The organism is Flavobacterium sp. GW823-FHT06G12, assembly GCF_058794775.1.
Genome location: NZ_JBXAHE010000001.1, coordinates 794,977 through 812,379 on the forward strand (window position 1 = coordinate 794,977; position 17,403 = coordinate 812,379).

7 protein-coding genes are annotated in these 17,403 nt (G+C 36.2%); 6 read left to right on the plus strand and 1 reads right to left on the minus strand.

What is annotated here, in order from left to right; all coding sequences use genetic code 11:
- The first annotated feature begins 13 nt into the window (after positions 1–13).
- The gene (priA, locus tag AC1Q5Z_RS03495; protein WP_492443823.1) at positions 14–2,464 is read left to right on the plus strand and encodes a replication restart helicase PriA; all 2,451 of its coding nucleotides are present in this window, start codon (positions 14–16) and stop codon (positions 2,462–2,464) included.
- Between the two features lie 9 nt (positions 2,465–2,473).
- On the opposite strand, the gene AC1Q5Z_RS03500 is transcribed toward priA, so the two are convergent.
- Positions 2,474–3,172 carry a LytR/AlgR family response regulator transcription factor gene (locus AC1Q5Z_RS03500; RefSeq protein WP_008463025.1) on the minus strand — a complete coding sequence of 233 codons (699 nt, stop codon included), beginning with the start codon at positions 3,170–3,172 and terminating at the stop codon, positions 2,474–2,476.
- A gap of 177 nt (positions 3,173–3,349) precedes the next feature.
- On the opposite strand from AC1Q5Z_RS03500, the gene rpsF reads away from it, so the two are divergent.
- The 5 genes from rpsF to AC1Q5Z_RS03525 all read left to right on the plus strand — a co-directional run bounded on the left by rpsF (position 3,350) and on the right by AC1Q5Z_RS03525 (position 17,386).
- Positions 3,350–3,691: a 30S ribosomal protein S6 gene (gene rpsF, locus AC1Q5Z_RS03505; protein WP_068842999.1), complete on the plus strand. Its 342-nt coding sequence runs from the start codon at positions 3,350–3,352 to the stop codon at positions 3,689–3,691.
- A gap of 5 nt (positions 3,692–3,696) precedes the next feature.
- Complete coding sequence (gene rpsR, locus AC1Q5Z_RS03510) at positions 3,697–3,993, plus strand: 30S ribosomal protein S18 (protein WP_002987043.1); 297 nt, start codon at positions 3,697–3,699, stop codon at positions 3,991–3,993.
- A gap of 66 nt (positions 3,994–4,059) precedes the next feature.
- The gene (gene rplI / locus AC1Q5Z_RS03515; protein WP_198856110.1) at positions 4,060–4,500 is read left to right on the plus strand and encodes a 50S ribosomal protein L9; all 441 of its coding nucleotides are present in this window, start codon (positions 4,060–4,062) and stop codon (positions 4,498–4,500) included.
- 132 nt (positions 4,501–4,632) lie between these two features.
- Positions 4,633–5,106, plus strand: coding sequence for a DUF6495 family protein (locus tag AC1Q5Z_RS03520; RefSeq protein WP_492443824.1), 474 nt, complete (start codon positions 4,633–4,635; stop codon positions 5,104–5,106).
- Positions 5,107–6,280: 1,174 nt separating this feature from the next.
- The gene (locus AC1Q5Z_RS03525; RefSeq protein WP_492443825.1) at positions 6,281–17,386 is read left to right on the plus strand and encodes an Ig-like domain-containing protein; all 11,106 of its coding nucleotides are present in this window, start codon (positions 6,281–6,283) and stop codon (positions 17,384–17,386) included.
- Positions 17,387–17,403: the final 17 nt, after the last annotated feature.

The window sequence follows — 17,403 nt, forward strand, 5'->3', positions numbered from 1 at the left end:
ATAAAAAAAATCCATGCATTTCATCGAGGTCATTTTACCGCTTTCTTTAGCTAAGACATTTACATACCGAGTTTCTGAAGCCGAGTTTCATTTCATTAAAAAAGGAATGCGGGTTGCTGTGCCATTTGGCAAAAGTAAAATTTATACAGCACTTGTTTTGGATGTTCATGAAAATGCTCCAACATTGTATGAAGCGAAAGAAATTCATCAGATTTTGGATGAAAAACCAATTGCAACCGAAATTCAGATTAAACACTGGCTTTGGGTAGCTAATTATTATATGTGTGGTATTGGAGACGTATATCGAGGTGCATTTCCAAGCGGATTATTACTGGAGAGTGAAACCATTATTTCGCATAAACCTGATGTGGTAGTAAACGACAGCGAACTTTCTGATGATGAATTTTTGATTTATGAGGCTTTGCAACATCAGAGTTCATTAAAGGTTCAAGAAATTGCTTCAATTTTAAATAAAAAAAATATACTTCCGGTGCTTCAAAAGCTGATTGCTAGGGATATTATTTTTTTGGATGAAGAAATAAAAGAAACATATAAACCAAAGTTGGTGCGATATGTAAAATTGCATTCAAAATACGAATCAGATAATGGTTTGGCTGAATTGCTCGAAGTATTGAAAACTGCTAATAAGCAGAAAGAAATTGTTTTGACTTATTTTCAGTTGAATGCTTCAGAGAGAAAGCCAATTACGGTCAAAAAACTTACAGAAGTTTCAAATGTAACAGCTGCAGTTGTAAAGGCTCTAATTGAAAAAGAAATATTTGAAGAATATTATTTACAGCATGATCGTGTTACATTTAGTGGAGAAATATCGGATAAAGAATTGCAGTTGAGCAAAGCTCAAGAGAATGCTTTTTTGGCTATAAAAGATAGTTTTTTAGAGAAAGAAGTCTGTTTACTTCATGGTGTGACTTCAAGTGGAAAAACAGAGATTTATATTAAGCTGATAGAAGAGTATTTGCATACTGATAAACAGGTTTTATATCTGCTTCCAGAAATTGCACTTACTACTCAGTTGGTTTCTAGATTGCGTCTTCATTTTGGAGATAAAGTAGCTGTTTTTCATTCTAAATATAGCAATAATGAAAGAGTAGAGGTTTGGAGACAAACGCTCGAGAATTCGCCAAAAGCGCAAATTGTGATAGGTGCAAGATCTGCTTTGTTTTTACCTTTTAATAAATTAGGATTACTGATTGTTGACGAAGAGCACGAGCAGACTTTTAAACAAACTGATCCTGCGCCTAGATACCATGCTAGAGACGCTGCAATTGTTTTGGCTAATTTCCATAAAGCTAAAGTGTTGTTGGGTTCTGCGACTCCAAGTATTGAAACCTATTTTAATACACAAAACGATAAATATGGATTGGTAACGCTTTCTGAACGTTATAAAAATGTGCGTTTGCCTGAAGTGCTTTTAGTCGATTTAAAAGACAAGCATTTCAGAAAAAAAATGACAGGGCATTTTAGCGATCTTTTAATTGAAGAAATTGCAGAATCTTTGTCATTGGGTGAGCAGGTTATTTTATTTCAAAATAGAAGAGGATATTCGCCCATAATAGAGTGTATGACTTGCGGTCATGTTCCGCATTGCCAGCAGTGCGATGTAAGTTTGACTTATCATAAGCATAAAAATCGGTTGCGATGTCATTATTGTGGCTACTCAATTGCAAAGCCTACAAATTGCCATAGTTGCTCTAGTATAGATTTAACGACAAAAGGATTTGGAACCGAGCAAATAGAGCAGGAGTTGGCTTCTCTTTTTCCAAAAGCAAAAACTTCTAGAATGGATCAAGATACTACTAGAGGTAAATTTGGTTTTGAAAAGATAATTGATACATTTAAAAATCGTGAAATTGACATTTTGGTAGGCACACAAATGTTAGCCAAAGGACTTGATTTTGATAATGTAGGTTTGGTGGGAATTATGAATGCCGATAATATGCTTCACCATCCAGATTTTAGAGCTTTTGAGCGCAGTTTTCAAATGATGACACAAGTTGCAGGAAGAGCAGGAAGATCAGAAAAACAAGGAAAGGTTGTAATTCAAACGTATAATCCGAATCATAATACAATTCAGCAAGTTACAAATCATAATTATATGGGTATGTATAAAGAACAATTGTATGATAGGCAAATCTATAGATATCCGCCTTATTTTAGGATTATTAAGCTTACGCTAAAGCACAAAGATTTTGATAAATTGAAAGAAGGAGCTATGTGGCTGTATCAGGTTTTAAGTCAAAACTTAGGGATGCCAGTTTTAGGCCCAGAAGAGCCTGCAATAAGTAGGATCCGAAACGAATACATTAGAACTATTTTAGTTAAAATTCCGCAAGAACATCATTTAGGAAACACAAAAAAAACTATTCAGAAAATGCTGAATAGTTTTGAAGCTGTGGCTCAATACAGAGCTATAAAAGTTGTGATTAATGTAGATTTTTATTAAAACAGTAATTTAAGAAGAGGTTGAAAGTGCTTTTACAAGATCTTCTTTTTTATTACGGCTTAAAGGTATTTTTGTGATTCCAATTTCGGCAAATTTGCTGTTAAAGCGTTCTACCTTATCTATATTGATGATGTACGATTTATGAACACGGATAAATTTGTCTTTCGATAAATCATTTTCGAAAGATTTCATAGTAGATAGAACCAGATTGCTGTCGTCTTCGGTTACTACTCTTACGTAATCTCCAAAAGCTTCGATCCATTTTATTTTTGAAGTGAAGATTTTTAGTTTTTTTAGATTACTTTTGATGAAAATATGTTCGCCTTCTTCTTCTTTGATATCCTTTTTTAGCAAATGCATATCGATTGCCCTTTTTACAGAGGCGTTAAAACGGTCAACTGCAATTGGTTTTTGAAGATAGTCGGTAGCGTCGTAGTCGAAAGCTTTAAGGGCATATTCGGCTTTAGAAGTAATAAATATAATTTGCGGTTTTGATTTTAATCCGTCAAGAAAATCAAATCCGTTAATAACTGGCATTTCTATATCAAGAAAAATTAAGTCGATATTATTTAATGAGATACAACTTTTTGCTTCAATTGCATTAGAAAAATCCCCGATTAAATGCAAGCCTGGGTGATTATTTACCAATTTGGCAATAATTGTCCTTTGTATAGAACTATCATCTACAACAACACAGTTTAGTTTCATAACATTTAAATTTAGAATAAATTCAGGATAGCAGTAGTAAATGTATTATTTTTTTGTAAAAAAAACTAAGGTTGAGGCATCTTTTTTGCATTATGACGAATAAAAGAAAAAAAATGTTGGATATATGAATTTAATGCTTACTTTTGCACCCAATTTTAACAAATAAATTTTTTATTTATGAATCATTATGAAACTGTTTTCATTTTAAATCCCGTTTTATCTGAGGTTCAGGTGAAGGAAACAGTAACGAAATTTGAAGAATTTCTTACTAGTAGAGGAGCTGAAATGGTATCGAAAGAGGATTGGGGTCTTAAAAAAATGGCTTACGAAATCCAAAACAAAAAAAGTGGTTTTTACCATTTATTCGAATTCAAAGTAGCTGGAGAAGTTCTTTTAGCTTTTGAAACTGAATTCAGACGTGATGAAAGAGTTATGCGTTTCTTAACTGTAAGTTTAGATAAACATGCTATTTCATGGGCTGAGAGAAGAAGAGCAAAATTAAAATCTACTAAAGCGTAATTATTATGTCTACAATCGAACAATCTGCAAAAGGAAAAAAAGACGGAGATATCAGATATTTAACGCCTTTAAACATTGAAACTAACAAAACTAAAAAGTATTGTCGTTTCAAAAAATCAGGAATCAAATACATCGATTATAAAGATGCTGATTTCTTATTGAAATTCGTTAATGAGCAAGGAAAAATTCTTCCTCGTCGTTTAACTGGAACTTCATTAAAATACCAAAGAAAAGTTTCTGTAGCTGTAAAAAGAGCTCGTCACTTAGCTTTAATGCCATACGTGGCCGATTTATTAAAATAGTATAAAAACTCTAGTCGCTGGTTTCTGTTATGCAGAACCTAACTTCTAAAATTTAAGGACAACAACATGGAAATTATTTTAAAACAAGACGTACAGAACTTAGGATTTAAAGATGATGTAGTATCTGTAAAACCTGGTTACGGACGTAACTTTTTAATTCCTCAAGGATTCGCTACTTTAGCTACTCCTTCTGCTAAAAAAGTTTTAGCTGAAAACCTAAAACAAAGAGCACATAAAGAAGCTAAAATTGTTGCTGATGCTAAAGCATTAGCTGAAACATTAAAAGCTCTTGAAATTAAATTATCTGCAAAAGCTGGTGGAGAGAAACTTTTTGGTTCTATCACTAACATCGATATCGCTGAAGCTTTAGAGAAATCTGGTAACGCTATCGATAGAAAATTCATCACTAGCGGTGTTGTAAAACGTTTAGGTAAATACAATGCTACAGTTCGTTTACACAGAGATGTAATCGTTGAATTAGCTTACGAAATTGTTGCTGAAAAGTAATAGTTTTTAAATCTATACAAAAATCCCGATGAAAATCGGGATTTTTTTGTTTAATAAAGATAGAAGCAATATTATTGAGCTCAAAAGTTTGTTTAAAGCTCATAATAGTAATGTATAAAGCATCAATTAAAAATGAAGTACGCAAGATTAACAAAAGAGCAGTTTGACGAATTACATGCAGAATTTGCAAGTTTTTTGGCAACACAAGCAATAGATAGAAAAGAGTGGGAAGAGCTTAAGGTCAATAAACCAGAAGTTGCAGAACAGGAACTTGATGTTTTTTCAGATCTGATTTGGGAAGGTGTTTTGTCGAGAGCCGAATATTTAGAACATTTTTCTAAGAACCATATTTTTCTATTTCATTGTTTCGACACTTACATTAAGTCAATTGTTTTGAAAACATTTTCTCCAGAGGTTGACTTTTTGACAAAAGACGGACTTCAATGGTTAAGTGATAATATGTTTACAGAAAATATCGAAATGAAAGTAGGGAAAAAAGTATTTACAGATGAACGAAATTCCTCGATTTTTGAATTGATTAAACAAGGTGCTTTTTTAAGCGATGGACAGTTATTTAATCAAATTAATACAATTATAGAATCTTAAAGTAAGTTTTTAAGTTTGTAATAAAGCGGGCAATTATTCTATAATTGCCCGCTTTATGCTTTTTTTTAACTTTTGTTTAATTTTTTTAAGAATTTCAACCCCGTACTTCTACTTGTTTTTTTAGAATTTTCTAAAATTTCCTAAATCTTACATTCTGTGAAATAATTTTTCTGCATTTGGTCTTAATTACGGATAATTTTATCGATTTTTTTTATTTTAAATGTAAGATTAAACTTATTTTAAATCAATTTAACATATTTTGTTTAATGTTTTGCTTAATTAGAAAATTGATACGTATTTATGTTAAAAGTAGCGTTTTTTCTGATGTTTTGTAGGGTCTGTAATTTTGAAATGGACGTTTTAAGAATAAATTATAAGAATTTTATGCTTGTTTTATGTTTTTGTTTTTCCTAATTTTAGGTAACAAAAGTTAAACAAAGTTTTTCTTCTGGTTTTCAAGACATATTGGTTATAAATTTATTTACCATGTTGTTAAGATTGAAAATTGAAAAATTATAAAATAACCTAATAAATCTGCGTATGGAATTGACAATTACTTTCTTTATCAAATTTACCTTAGTTGTTTACTTTATTCTAGCTTTATTTTTTATTTTATTAAGCTTACTACATTTCAACGATAAATTTAATCGTTACTCAATATTTAATTTCTTTTTTAAAGGTTTACATTTTAGTTTGCTGTCTTATTATTTTCCTATTCGAAGGGTTGTTTATAAGGAGCAAAAATTTTATTGAATATAACTAGATTCAAAATCGACTTTTTTAGTACGATAATTTTAAGAAAGAACTAATCAACTTTCTTAAAAAAATGAATTGACTATATAGAGAGAATCCCCAGTTCTACTTCAACTAAAAATTTTCATTATGAAAATTAGACCTGCAACAAATCACTCCTCAGGGAAAATTGATTATAATCATTTTTTCCTACAAAAAACGGAACTTATTTTGTCTCTCGGAGATAGAATTTGTTCTCTGGTATATTTTGGTATACCGAATTCAACATAATTTTTTTTAATAAAACAAAGTTTTTAAGCTCATTATAGGGCTGACTATTTTTTGTTTTAACTGTTTCATTTTTAATTGATTGTTTAATTGCGTAGGTGCTTGCACTTACTGCGAGAGGTGTTTTATTGTCCATTTTCTAATCTTCCAAATTATGAAAAAAAAATTTACTTTTTGTAGTCTCAATCCTCAAATGAGATTATTAGGACTTTTAACTTTATTTTTAGTATGCACTAATGCATTCTCTCAGACTATTTGTAGACCAGTGTCTCAAACAAATAGTACGGGAGGAGGACTTTTGTGTATAGGAGTAGATGTTAATAGTCCCGCCAATGCTTTTGATAGCGCTGGCTTATCCACTTATGCAACCTTATCAAATGGTGTTGCAGTGGCTGGGTGTTTTGCAGAAGAAACAATGACTTTAAACCAAACGGCCCGAGCCGGTGATCAAGTTGCAATATACTTTGGTACCGGGAACGGATTGCTTGATTTAACTTTGTTATCAAATGCAACGGTTCAAGCTAAAAATTCTGGAGCTAATGTAGGTTCAAGTGTAGCTTTAAACAGTCCGCTTTTAAATTTAAACTTATTAAGTGGTAATACTGTTGCGGTTGCCAAATTTCCTATTACAGGTGATACCAACCAGATTCAAATTCAAGTTGGAGGTGGTTTGGTAGCTCTTTTAGCAACCTTGAGAGTTTACGATGTTAGGCTTGAATTTGCGCAACCAACTGTATCTGGTGGTTTATCACAGACTATTTGTGCGGGAGTTCCAACAACTCTTACAGCAACACCAGCTGCGGGTACTACGCTAGCTTGGTATAGTTCTGAATTTTCAACAACTGCTTTGGCAGTAGGAAATACTTATACGACTCCTGCCTTAACAGCAAATACGACATATTATATAGGAATAACTAGAGCTGCAGGTTGCGAAGGAAATGTTCGTGTGCCTGTGGTTTTGAATGTTTCTAATCCAATAATTCCAGCAGTTAGTAATGTTGGAACAACGGTTTGTTCGACAGGTGCAACTCAGCAAACGACTTTATCGGTTGTAAATGCTGCTCCTGGAACAACTTACAACTGGTACTCTTCGGCAACTGGTGGTCCTATTTTATCTAGCGGAACTACTTATTCTCCAACAGTACCTTTAGGAACAACTCAATTTTTTGTGGAGGCTGCTATTGGCAGTTGTGTTAGTTCTCGTACTCAGGTTAATGTTGTTTCAACAGCGATACCTGCTACACCTACAATTCTTACACAAAGTGTAACGATACAATCTGGCCAAAATGCAACTTTAAGCGCCACAGGAGATGTGGGGACACAATTAAATTGGTACGAAACTGCAACTGGCGGAACAGCTGTTGCAACGAATACATCAACTTTTACTACACCAATTTTAACGGCTACCAAAACCTACTATGTTGAAGCGCAAAGTGCTAACGGAAATTGTGTTAGCGCAACGAGAGTTCCTGTTACAGTTACGGTTCAGCCTGCAGCATTAGGAGGATGTCTTGAAGCTAGCAGTCAAGTAACTAGTCAAGTCGGGATATGTTTATTGTGTAGTGCAACTAATTTGAGTAATTCTGTAGATGGTAATCCTGGAACTGCAGCAAGTTTAAGTGTTCCAGTTGGAGTTGCTGCATCAATTCAGCAAACATTACAATTTACTAATCCAGGGAAAGCAGGTGATATTGTTGATGTCGATTTGGAATTACCTGGAGGTCTCGCTGATCTCTCTTTATTAGGAGCTGTGAGCTTAGCAACTTATAATGGTACAATATATAATAATGATAGAGTAGCTATAACAAATCCTTTAATTAATTTACAATTATTGTCTGGAAATCGCTTTAGAGCCAGTGTAACTGCAGGAGCTAATTTTGATCGCGTAGAGATTCGATTGGGAGCTGTGGCAACAGTTTTGTCTACATTAAATATTTATCAGGCAACATATCGTTACAAAGCACCAGTTGTTACAGGAAATATGGCTATTTGTAGCGGAACAACAACAACATTAACGGCAGCACTTGCAGTAGGTGAAACTGTTAATTGGTATAGTACTGCTACAGGAGGTACTTCTCTAGCATCTACAGCTGCATTTACAACTCCAGCTCTAACTGTACCAACAACTTATTATCTTGAGGTTACAAGAAACGGTTGTGTAAATAGCGTAAGATCTTCGGTTCAAGTATTAATTGATAACCCTGTTTTGCCTACTATTACAGCATCGCCTTCAACTATTTGCAGTGGGCAATCCACAACATTATCCGTAGATGCTCCAGTTGCAGGTACTGATTATAATTGGTATGATGCAGGTGGAAATTTGGTGTTTACAGGTAATTCGTTTGTAACTCCTGCATTAACTGTAAATACAAATTATTCTGTAGAAGCAGCTATCGGAAGTTGTGTTACACCAACACGCACACCAGTAAATTTAACAGTTAGCCCGATACCAGCTATACCGACTTTTACAGCATCTAATGTAATTATTCAGTCTGGTCAAAATGCTACATTAACTATTGCTAATCCAGACTCTAATGTAGGGTACAATTGGTATAATGTAGCAACAGGAGGATCGCCAATCGCGTTTAATGTTACGTCTTATACAACTCCTGCATTAACAGGCAATCAAACGTACTATGTACAAGCTTATAATTTAACTACTGATTGCCCTAATTTAACAAGAGGTGCAGTAACAGTTACTGTAATAGCGAGTGCAAGTACATGTTTGCAAGCAGGAACAGAAATAACATCTATAGATACAACTTTACCTCTTTCATTATGTGTAGGATGTAATGTTCAAAATCCAAATAATGCTGTAGATGGTAATATTAATACATATTCTCAATTTTCGGTGCCAGTTGGACTTGGAGGTTATTTGCAGCAGCAATTAATTTTTGCAAATCCAGGACAGGCAGGGGATATTATTGATGTAGACTTGGAAATTCCTGGTGGAATTGCAGATATTAATGCTTTATCTTTTATCAGTTTAGCAACATATAGTAATGATGGGGCAACCTATAATAACGATAGAGTAGCAATTAATAACAATATATTGGGTATTCAGTTATTATCTGGAGATAAATTTAAGGTTAGTTTTACAGCTACAGCTCCGTTTGATAGAATTGAAGTTAGATTCAATGCAGGACTTTCACTGTTGACTAATCTTTATGTTTATCAAGCGGCTTATAGATACCCTAATGCTACAGTTGCTGGAGCTGCGGCACCAATTTGTGTTGGACAAACGGCTAATTTATCTGTAACTCCAGTAGCAGGAGAAACTTTTGAATGGTACGATTCTGCAACTGGTGGAAATCCTGTAACTGTAAGTCCAACAGGGCAATTAGCAACTACAACTACATACTACTTGCAATCAACACGTGGAACTTGTGTTAACAGTTTACGTCAAGCAGTTACGGTTAATGTCTTGCCAATTCCAACGGCGGCAAATATTGTAATAGCAAGTCCAGTCGAAGCTACTTGCACAGGAACAGCTGTTTTGACTCCATCTTCTGATATTGCTGGTGTTCAATTTAAATATTATACAGATCAGACTAAAGCTCAGGAAATTGTAAATGGAACTACAATTGGAACGGCAACTTTTGCTAAAGATGCTAATGGAGTACTTACGATTTCAGGTTTAACAGGTACTACGCACAATTATTATATCTCTGCAGTAAATGGCGGTACGTGCGAAAATGGTACTGGAGATTTGAAGTTAGTGACTGTTAACTTGCCTTCAGTCACACCTTTGACTGTTATTCCTACGCCACTGCAAGCTTGTGGCAGTGCTAATTTGGCTAATGCAATTACTAATTTTGATTCAACTGTTACTTATACTTTTTATGATCCTTCAAATAATGTAATGACAGCCGACGCTGCTGCAAATGTAACAGTAAGTGGTACTTATTCTATACAAGCACAGAGTACTACAAGCACTTGTCCGTCAGCGAAACAGTCTGTTACGGTAACAATTAATCAAGTGCCAACTTTAGTGGTGACCAATCCGCAAGAATCTGTAAATGTTGGAACTGATGTTGCCTTAAATGCTACTTCTACAGGAACCATTACATGGTTTAATCCACAAGGAGTTGCCCTTACAGGTCCTCCGTTTACAACTGGTCCGTTGAATGTTCCTGGAGTTTATACATATACGGCTGTTGCAACTATTGGTACTTGTACTACAACTGCAACTAAGATAATCAATGTGATTGATCTTACAAGCTGTCAAAACTTAACAGAACGAGTTTATGCTACAGCACAAACTAAAGGTTCTATAATTACAGGTGATGTTACAAATGGACCAAATGCAGTCGATGGAAACCCTCAGACATTTTCAACAATTACGACAGGTTTAGGGCTTTTAGGTGTTGGGACAACATGGCAAAATCTAACTTGGCCTTCTACTATAGCTAAAGGTACTCCAGTTACAGTTAAATTAGGTTCTGAATATAGTTTATTGGCTGTTGGTCAGAATTTATCAGTAGTGGGGACAAAAAATGGCAATCTTATTGGGGCAATGCAGCCAGTATCAGGATCATTATTAAACTTAATCTCAGGAGATAATACTTACGAGTTTACATTTGTTCCTTCAGATGCATCTGGTCCACAAGATTATGATGGTATTCGTATTGTATCTTCTTCAGTTTTAAGTGTTGCTCAAAGTACAAAAGTCTTTGATGCTCATTATAATAAACCAGTTACCTCTGTAACTTGTACTCCAGGAGATATTCAGGATATTTTTTACGGTGCAACAGATATAAACCTTCCTGTGGGCGCAGCAACTGCTTTAATAGGAGTAAGTGATGCTTGGAATGTTGCTGATAATGACGTAACAACTTTTGCTACAATGTATAGTGGAGTTGGGGTTGCGGCAGCTGCAGATTTGACGGTGCAATTTAAAACACCTTCTGTTCTTAGTGATACATTAAGAATTGTAGTTTCTAAACCTGGTGCTCTTTTAACGGTTAATCTACTTACAGGATTCTCAGTTCAACGTTATTTAGGAAATGTAGCGGTTGGTGCTCCAATCCAAAATACGAGTCAATTATTAAGTATAAAGCTATTGCCAGGAAATTCTTTGGCAATGGTATTGGTATCTTCTCCAACAGAAATTTACGATAGAGTTAGAATTCGTTTAGGTGGTGTCGTAGGAGTGTTAGATTTCTTAAGAGTTCATACTGTAGAAAGAACAGCCAATACAACTGTCATTGGAGCAGATCCTCAAAATAAGATTACGGTCTGTCCAGGAACCGATATTACGCTCCAGATACCTGAAGTGGATTGTTCTACTTATCGATGGTACGATGCACAGACAGGTGGAAACTTAGTTGCAAGCGGGCCAACTTTCACAGTGCCGGATAATTTAACTGCAGGTATTTACAGATATTACGTGCAGCCAGTACGTTATGGCTGTGAAAGTTATGCAAGAGGAGAAGTTACTGTTGAAGTAAAAGGTACTGCTCCAGTAAATGCTTTGGCTAATATTACATTAAATGGAGGAACTGCAACTTCAATTTGTTCAGCTTCAGGATCTGTAACTTTAGCAACGGGTTTAACAGGAACACCTGCTTTAACGAATCCTGTTTATCATTGGTATAAATTAAATGGTTCAACAACTGACTTAGTTACAGGTGAAACAACTGCTCAGTTGATAGTTAATGGATTAATTCCAGGAACTTATACTTATTTTGTTGGAGTGAGTTCAGATGAATTGTGTGAAACTGCAGCTGCAGATAGAAAACAAATCACATTTACAATTTTACCTCCATCAACAGTAAACGATATTTTAGTAGATGATGTAACGGTTTGCCCAGGCTTATCAGCATCATTAACTCCAACAGCACCTACATTATCAAGCCCTTTATTTACTTGGTATTTAGATGCAAATAAAACACAGCCTATTACAAATGGAGCTGTTATAGCGGGAGTTACTTATACAATAAATGCTGCAGGTATTTTGACTGCCGCAGGTTTGACAAAAGCAGTAAGTCCAATAACATATTATGTTGCTGTGTCAAGCACTAATACTTGCGAAAATTTAGCAGGAACATTGCAACATGCAGCAATTATAGTTAGTGACCCAAATACACCAACAACGACAAATATGACTCAGAATTTCTGTTTGTCTAGTGCATCGACGGTTGCTAATATCCAAGTGAATGAAAGCAATGTAGTTTGGTATGATGCAGCTACAGGAGGAAATGCATTTGCATCAACAGATCTATTAACAAGCAGAATCTACTATGGAGCCGCTACAGATGCGCTAACAAATTGCGAAAGTTCAGTAAGATTGGCAGTTACAGTAAATGTAAACGATCCGGGAACTCCAACATTAGTGACAGCGGGAACGCAAAATTTCTGTACAGTTAATGCGCCAACATTTGCTAGCGTTCAGTTTAATGAATCGAATATTGTTTGGTACACGGCTTTAACAGGCGGAACATTGATTCCTTCTACGACGGCTTTAACCACCGGTACATATTATGCGGCTATTAAGGACGCGACTACAAACTGCGAAAGCAATACAAGACTTCCAGTTGCAGTCAATGTTACCGATCCGGCAACTCCAACAACTACACAAAGCACTCAGAATTTCTGTCTGTCTTCTGCTTCAACAGTTGCCAATATCCAAGTGAATGAAAGCAATGTGGTTTGGTACGATGCGGATACAGGAGGAAACCTTTTTGCATCAACAGATGCATTGGTAAGCAGAATCTACTATGGAGCAATTAAAGATCCAATTACAGACTGCGAGAGTTCAGTGAGATTAGAAGTTACAGTAATTGTAAACGATCCTGGAACTCCAACATTAGTGACTGCAGGAACACAAAACTTCTGTACAGTTAACGCGCCAACTTTTGCAAGCATTCAGTTTAATGAATCGAATATTGTATGGTATACAGCTGCAACAGGAGGAACATTAATAGCTCCGACAACAGCTTTAACCAGCGGTACATATTATGCGGCAATTAATGATCTTACAACAAACTGCGAAAGCGCTACAAGACTTCCAGTTGATGTAATTGTGACTGATCCCGCAACGCCAACAACGACAGATACTACTCAGGATTTCTGTCTGTCTGCTGCACCAACAGTTGCCAATATCCAAGTGAATGAAAGCAATGTGGTTTGGTATGATGCGGCTACAGGAGGAACAGCATTTGCTACAACAGATCTATTAACAGGCAGAATCTACTATGGTGCAATTAAAGATCCGGTTACAGACTGTGAGAGTCTAGTGAGATTGGCAGTGACAGTAAACTTAAACGATCCAGGAACGCCGACTTTAGTTACAACTGGAACACAAAACTTCTGTAAGGTTAATGGACCTACTTTTGCAAGTGTTCAGTTTAATGAATCGAATATTGTATGGTATACAGCTCTAACAGGCGGAACATTGATTTCTTCTGCTACGGCTTTAACCAGCGGTACATATTATGCGGCAATTAAAGATCTTACAACAAACTGCGAAAGTGCGACAAGACTTCCAGTTGATATTATTGTAACAGATCCAGCAACGCCAACTACTACACAGAGTACTCAGAATTTCTGTCTATCTTCTGCTGCAACAGTTGCCAATATCCAAGTGAATGAAAGCAATGTAATTTGGTATGATGCAGCTACAGGAGGAAATGCATTTGCTTCAACAGATCTATTAACAGGCAGAATCTATTATGGAGCAATTAAAGATCCGGTTACAGACTGCGAAAGTTCAGTAAGATTGGCGGTTACAGTAAATGTAAACGATCCGGGAACTCCAACATTAGTGACTGCGGGAGTACAAAATTTCTGTACAGTTAATGCGCCAACATTTGCTAGCGTTCAGTTTAATGAGGCGAATATTGTTTGGTACACTGCTTTAACGGGCGGAACATTGATCCCATCTGCAACGGCTTTAACAAGCGGTACATATTATGCAGCAATTAAGGATCTTATAACAAATTGCGAAAGCGCTACAAGACTTCCAGTTGCAGTCAATGTTACCGATCCTGCAACTCCAACAACTACACAAAGCACTCAAAATTTCTGTCTGTCTGCTGCACCAACAGTTGCCAATATCCAGGTGAATGAAAGCAATGTGGTTTGGTACGATGCGGCTACGGCAGGAAACCTTTTTGCATCAACAGATGCATTGGTAAGCAGAATCTATTATGGAGCAGTAAAAGATCCAGTTACAGGATGCGAGAGTTCAGTGAGATTGGCAGTTACAGTAATTGTAAACGATCCTGGAACTCCAACATTAGTGACTGCAGGAACACAAAACTTCTGTACAGTTAACGCGCCAACTTTTGCAAGCATTCAGTTTAACGAATCTAATATTGTATGGTATACAGCTGCAACAGGCGGAACATTAATAGCTCCGACAACAGCTTTAACCAGCGGTACATATTATGCGGCAATTAATGATCTTACAACAAACTGCGAAAGCGCTACAAGACTTCCAGTTGATGTAATTGTGACTGATCCCGCAACGCCAACAACGACAGATACTACTCAGGATTTCTGTTTGTCTGCTGCACCAACAGTTGCCAATATCCAAGTGAATGAAAGCAATGTGGTTTGGTATGATGCGGCTACAGGAGGAACAGCATTTGCTACAACAGATCTATTAACAGGCAGAATCTACTATGGTGCAATTAAAGATCCGGTTACAGACTGTGAGAGTTTAGTGAGATTGGCAGTGACAGTAAACTTAAACGATCCAGGAACGCCGACTTTAGTTACAACTGGAACACAAAACTTCTGTAAGGTTAATGGATCTACTTTTGCAAGTGTTCAGTTTAATGAATCGAATATTGTATGGTATACAGCTCTAACAGGCGGAACATTGATTTCTTCTGCTACGGCTTTAACCAGCGGTACATATTATGCGGCAATTAAAGATCTTACAACAAACTGCGAAAGTGCGACAAGACTTCCAGTTGATATTATTGTAACAGATCCAGCAACGCCAACAACTACACAGAGTACTCAGAATTTCTGTCTATCTTCTGCTGCAACAGTTGCCAATATCCAAGTGAATGAAAGCAATGTAATTTGGTATGATGCAGCTACAGGAGGAAATGCATTTGCTTCAACAGATGCATTAACAGGCAGAATCTATTATGGAGCAATTAAAGATCCGGTTACAGACTGCGAAAGTTCAGTAAGATTGGCAGTTACAGTAAATGTAAACGATCCGGGAACTCCAACATTGGTGACAGCGGGAACGCAAAATTTCTGTACAGTTAATGCGCCAACATTTGCTAGCGTTCAGTTTAATGAGGCGAATATTGTTTGGTACACTGCTTTAACGGGCGGAACATTGATCCCATCTGCAACGGCTTTAACCACTGGTACATATTATGCGGCTATTAAAGACGCGGCTACAAACTGCGAAAGTGCTACAAGACTTCCAGTTGCAGTCAATGTTACCGATCCTGCAACGCCAACGACAAATGCTGCAGCGCAGACTTTCTGTACAGGAACAAATCCAACAGTTGCCAATATTCAAGTGAATGAAAGCAATGTAGTTTGGTATGCTACACAAACTGGAGGAACGGCTTTTGCTTCAACAGATGCATTAACTACAAGAACTTATTTTGGAGCAATAAAAGATCCAATAACAGGATGTGAAAGCAGTGTAAGATTACAAGTAGCTGTAACAGTTGGTAATACATTAAATCCAACAACAAATAATACAGCACAAACTTTCTGTTCTGTAAATGGGCCAACTGTTGAAAGTATACAAGTTAACGAAAGCAATGTAACATGGTTTACTGCTGCAACAGGAGGAACGGCAATACCAGCAGGCACATTACTTGCTTCTGGAATTTATTACGGAAATATTGTTGATCCGTCAGGTTGTGAAAGCTCAACTCGTTTACAAGTAACGGTTACTGTAAATAATCCTAGTTCAACGCCAACTACAAATGATACAACTCAAAACTTCTGTACATTAAATTCGCCAACAGTTGCAAATATCCAAGTTAATGAAGCAAATGTTGTGTGGTATAGTACAGCAACAGGCGGAACAGCAATTCCACCAACAACAGCTTTAGCAACAGGTACTTACTATGGTGCAGTTTCAAGCGCTAATGGTTGTGAGAATCCTGTAAGATTAGCAGTAATTGTAAATGTGAATTCTCCAAGTGTAATAACAACACCAAGAACAACGCAAACATTCTGTTTATCTGCTATACCAACTTTAGCGAATATTTTTGTAAATGAAGCAAATGTAGTTTGGTATGCCTCTGCGACTGGAGGAACACCATTAGCAAATACTACTCCGCTTACTGCGACAACTTATTATGCGGGAGCATTGGCTAACACGTTTAATGGCTGTGATAACGGACCGAGATTAGGTGTTACAATTGCATTCGAAAATGATGCTGCAGTTCAGATCACATCTACAGATGATACTCCATGTGTTTTCAAAGGTGTAACTTATTCAATTGCAAATGGTAAGTCTAATTACGTATGGACGATTAACGGTGGTACAATTATTTCAGGTGGAGGTACAAACGACGGATCTGTAACAGTTTCTTGGTCAGATATTGGTCCTGGAACAGTAACGGTAGCTTATGTTAATAATTGTGACGAAAGAACAATTAAGACTTTAAATGTTACTGTTGCTAGTTGTTCAGATTTAACAATTACTCACACTGTAGATAATCCAACTCCGAATTTTGGAGATCAGGTAACATTTACTATAACGGTAAATAATGTGGGCGAAGGCGATTTTATAAATACGATCGTTAGTGATTTACTTCCAAGTGGTCTGCAATTAGTAAGTTCATCTGCAACAGCAGGAACATACGATCCAGCAACACAGGTTTGGACAATTCCATCATTAAATGCTGGACAAAGTGTAGTACTAACAGTGGTTGCAGAAGTGTTGCCAAGCGGAAACTATACAAGTGTCGCAAACATCGAAATTTCGACTCCTTTAGATGTTGATACATCAAACAACTCAGCTTCAGTAACATTAGTGCCAATTTGTTTGACAGTTTACAATGAGTTTACTCCGAATAATGATGGTAAAAATGATTTGTTCAGAATTGATTGTATCGAGTCTCATCCAAACAACGAACTTAAAGTGTTTAATAGATATGGAGCGTTAGTGTATAGTAAAACACACTATGAGAATGATTGGGATGGTACAGCAAATGTATCCGGAGTTGTTAATAGAGGAGATATGTTGCCAACAGGTACTTATTTTTATGTGATAACCATTGGAGATGGAACGGTTAAAAAAGGCTGGTTATCTATTATGAGATAATCCACTTCTATTAATCA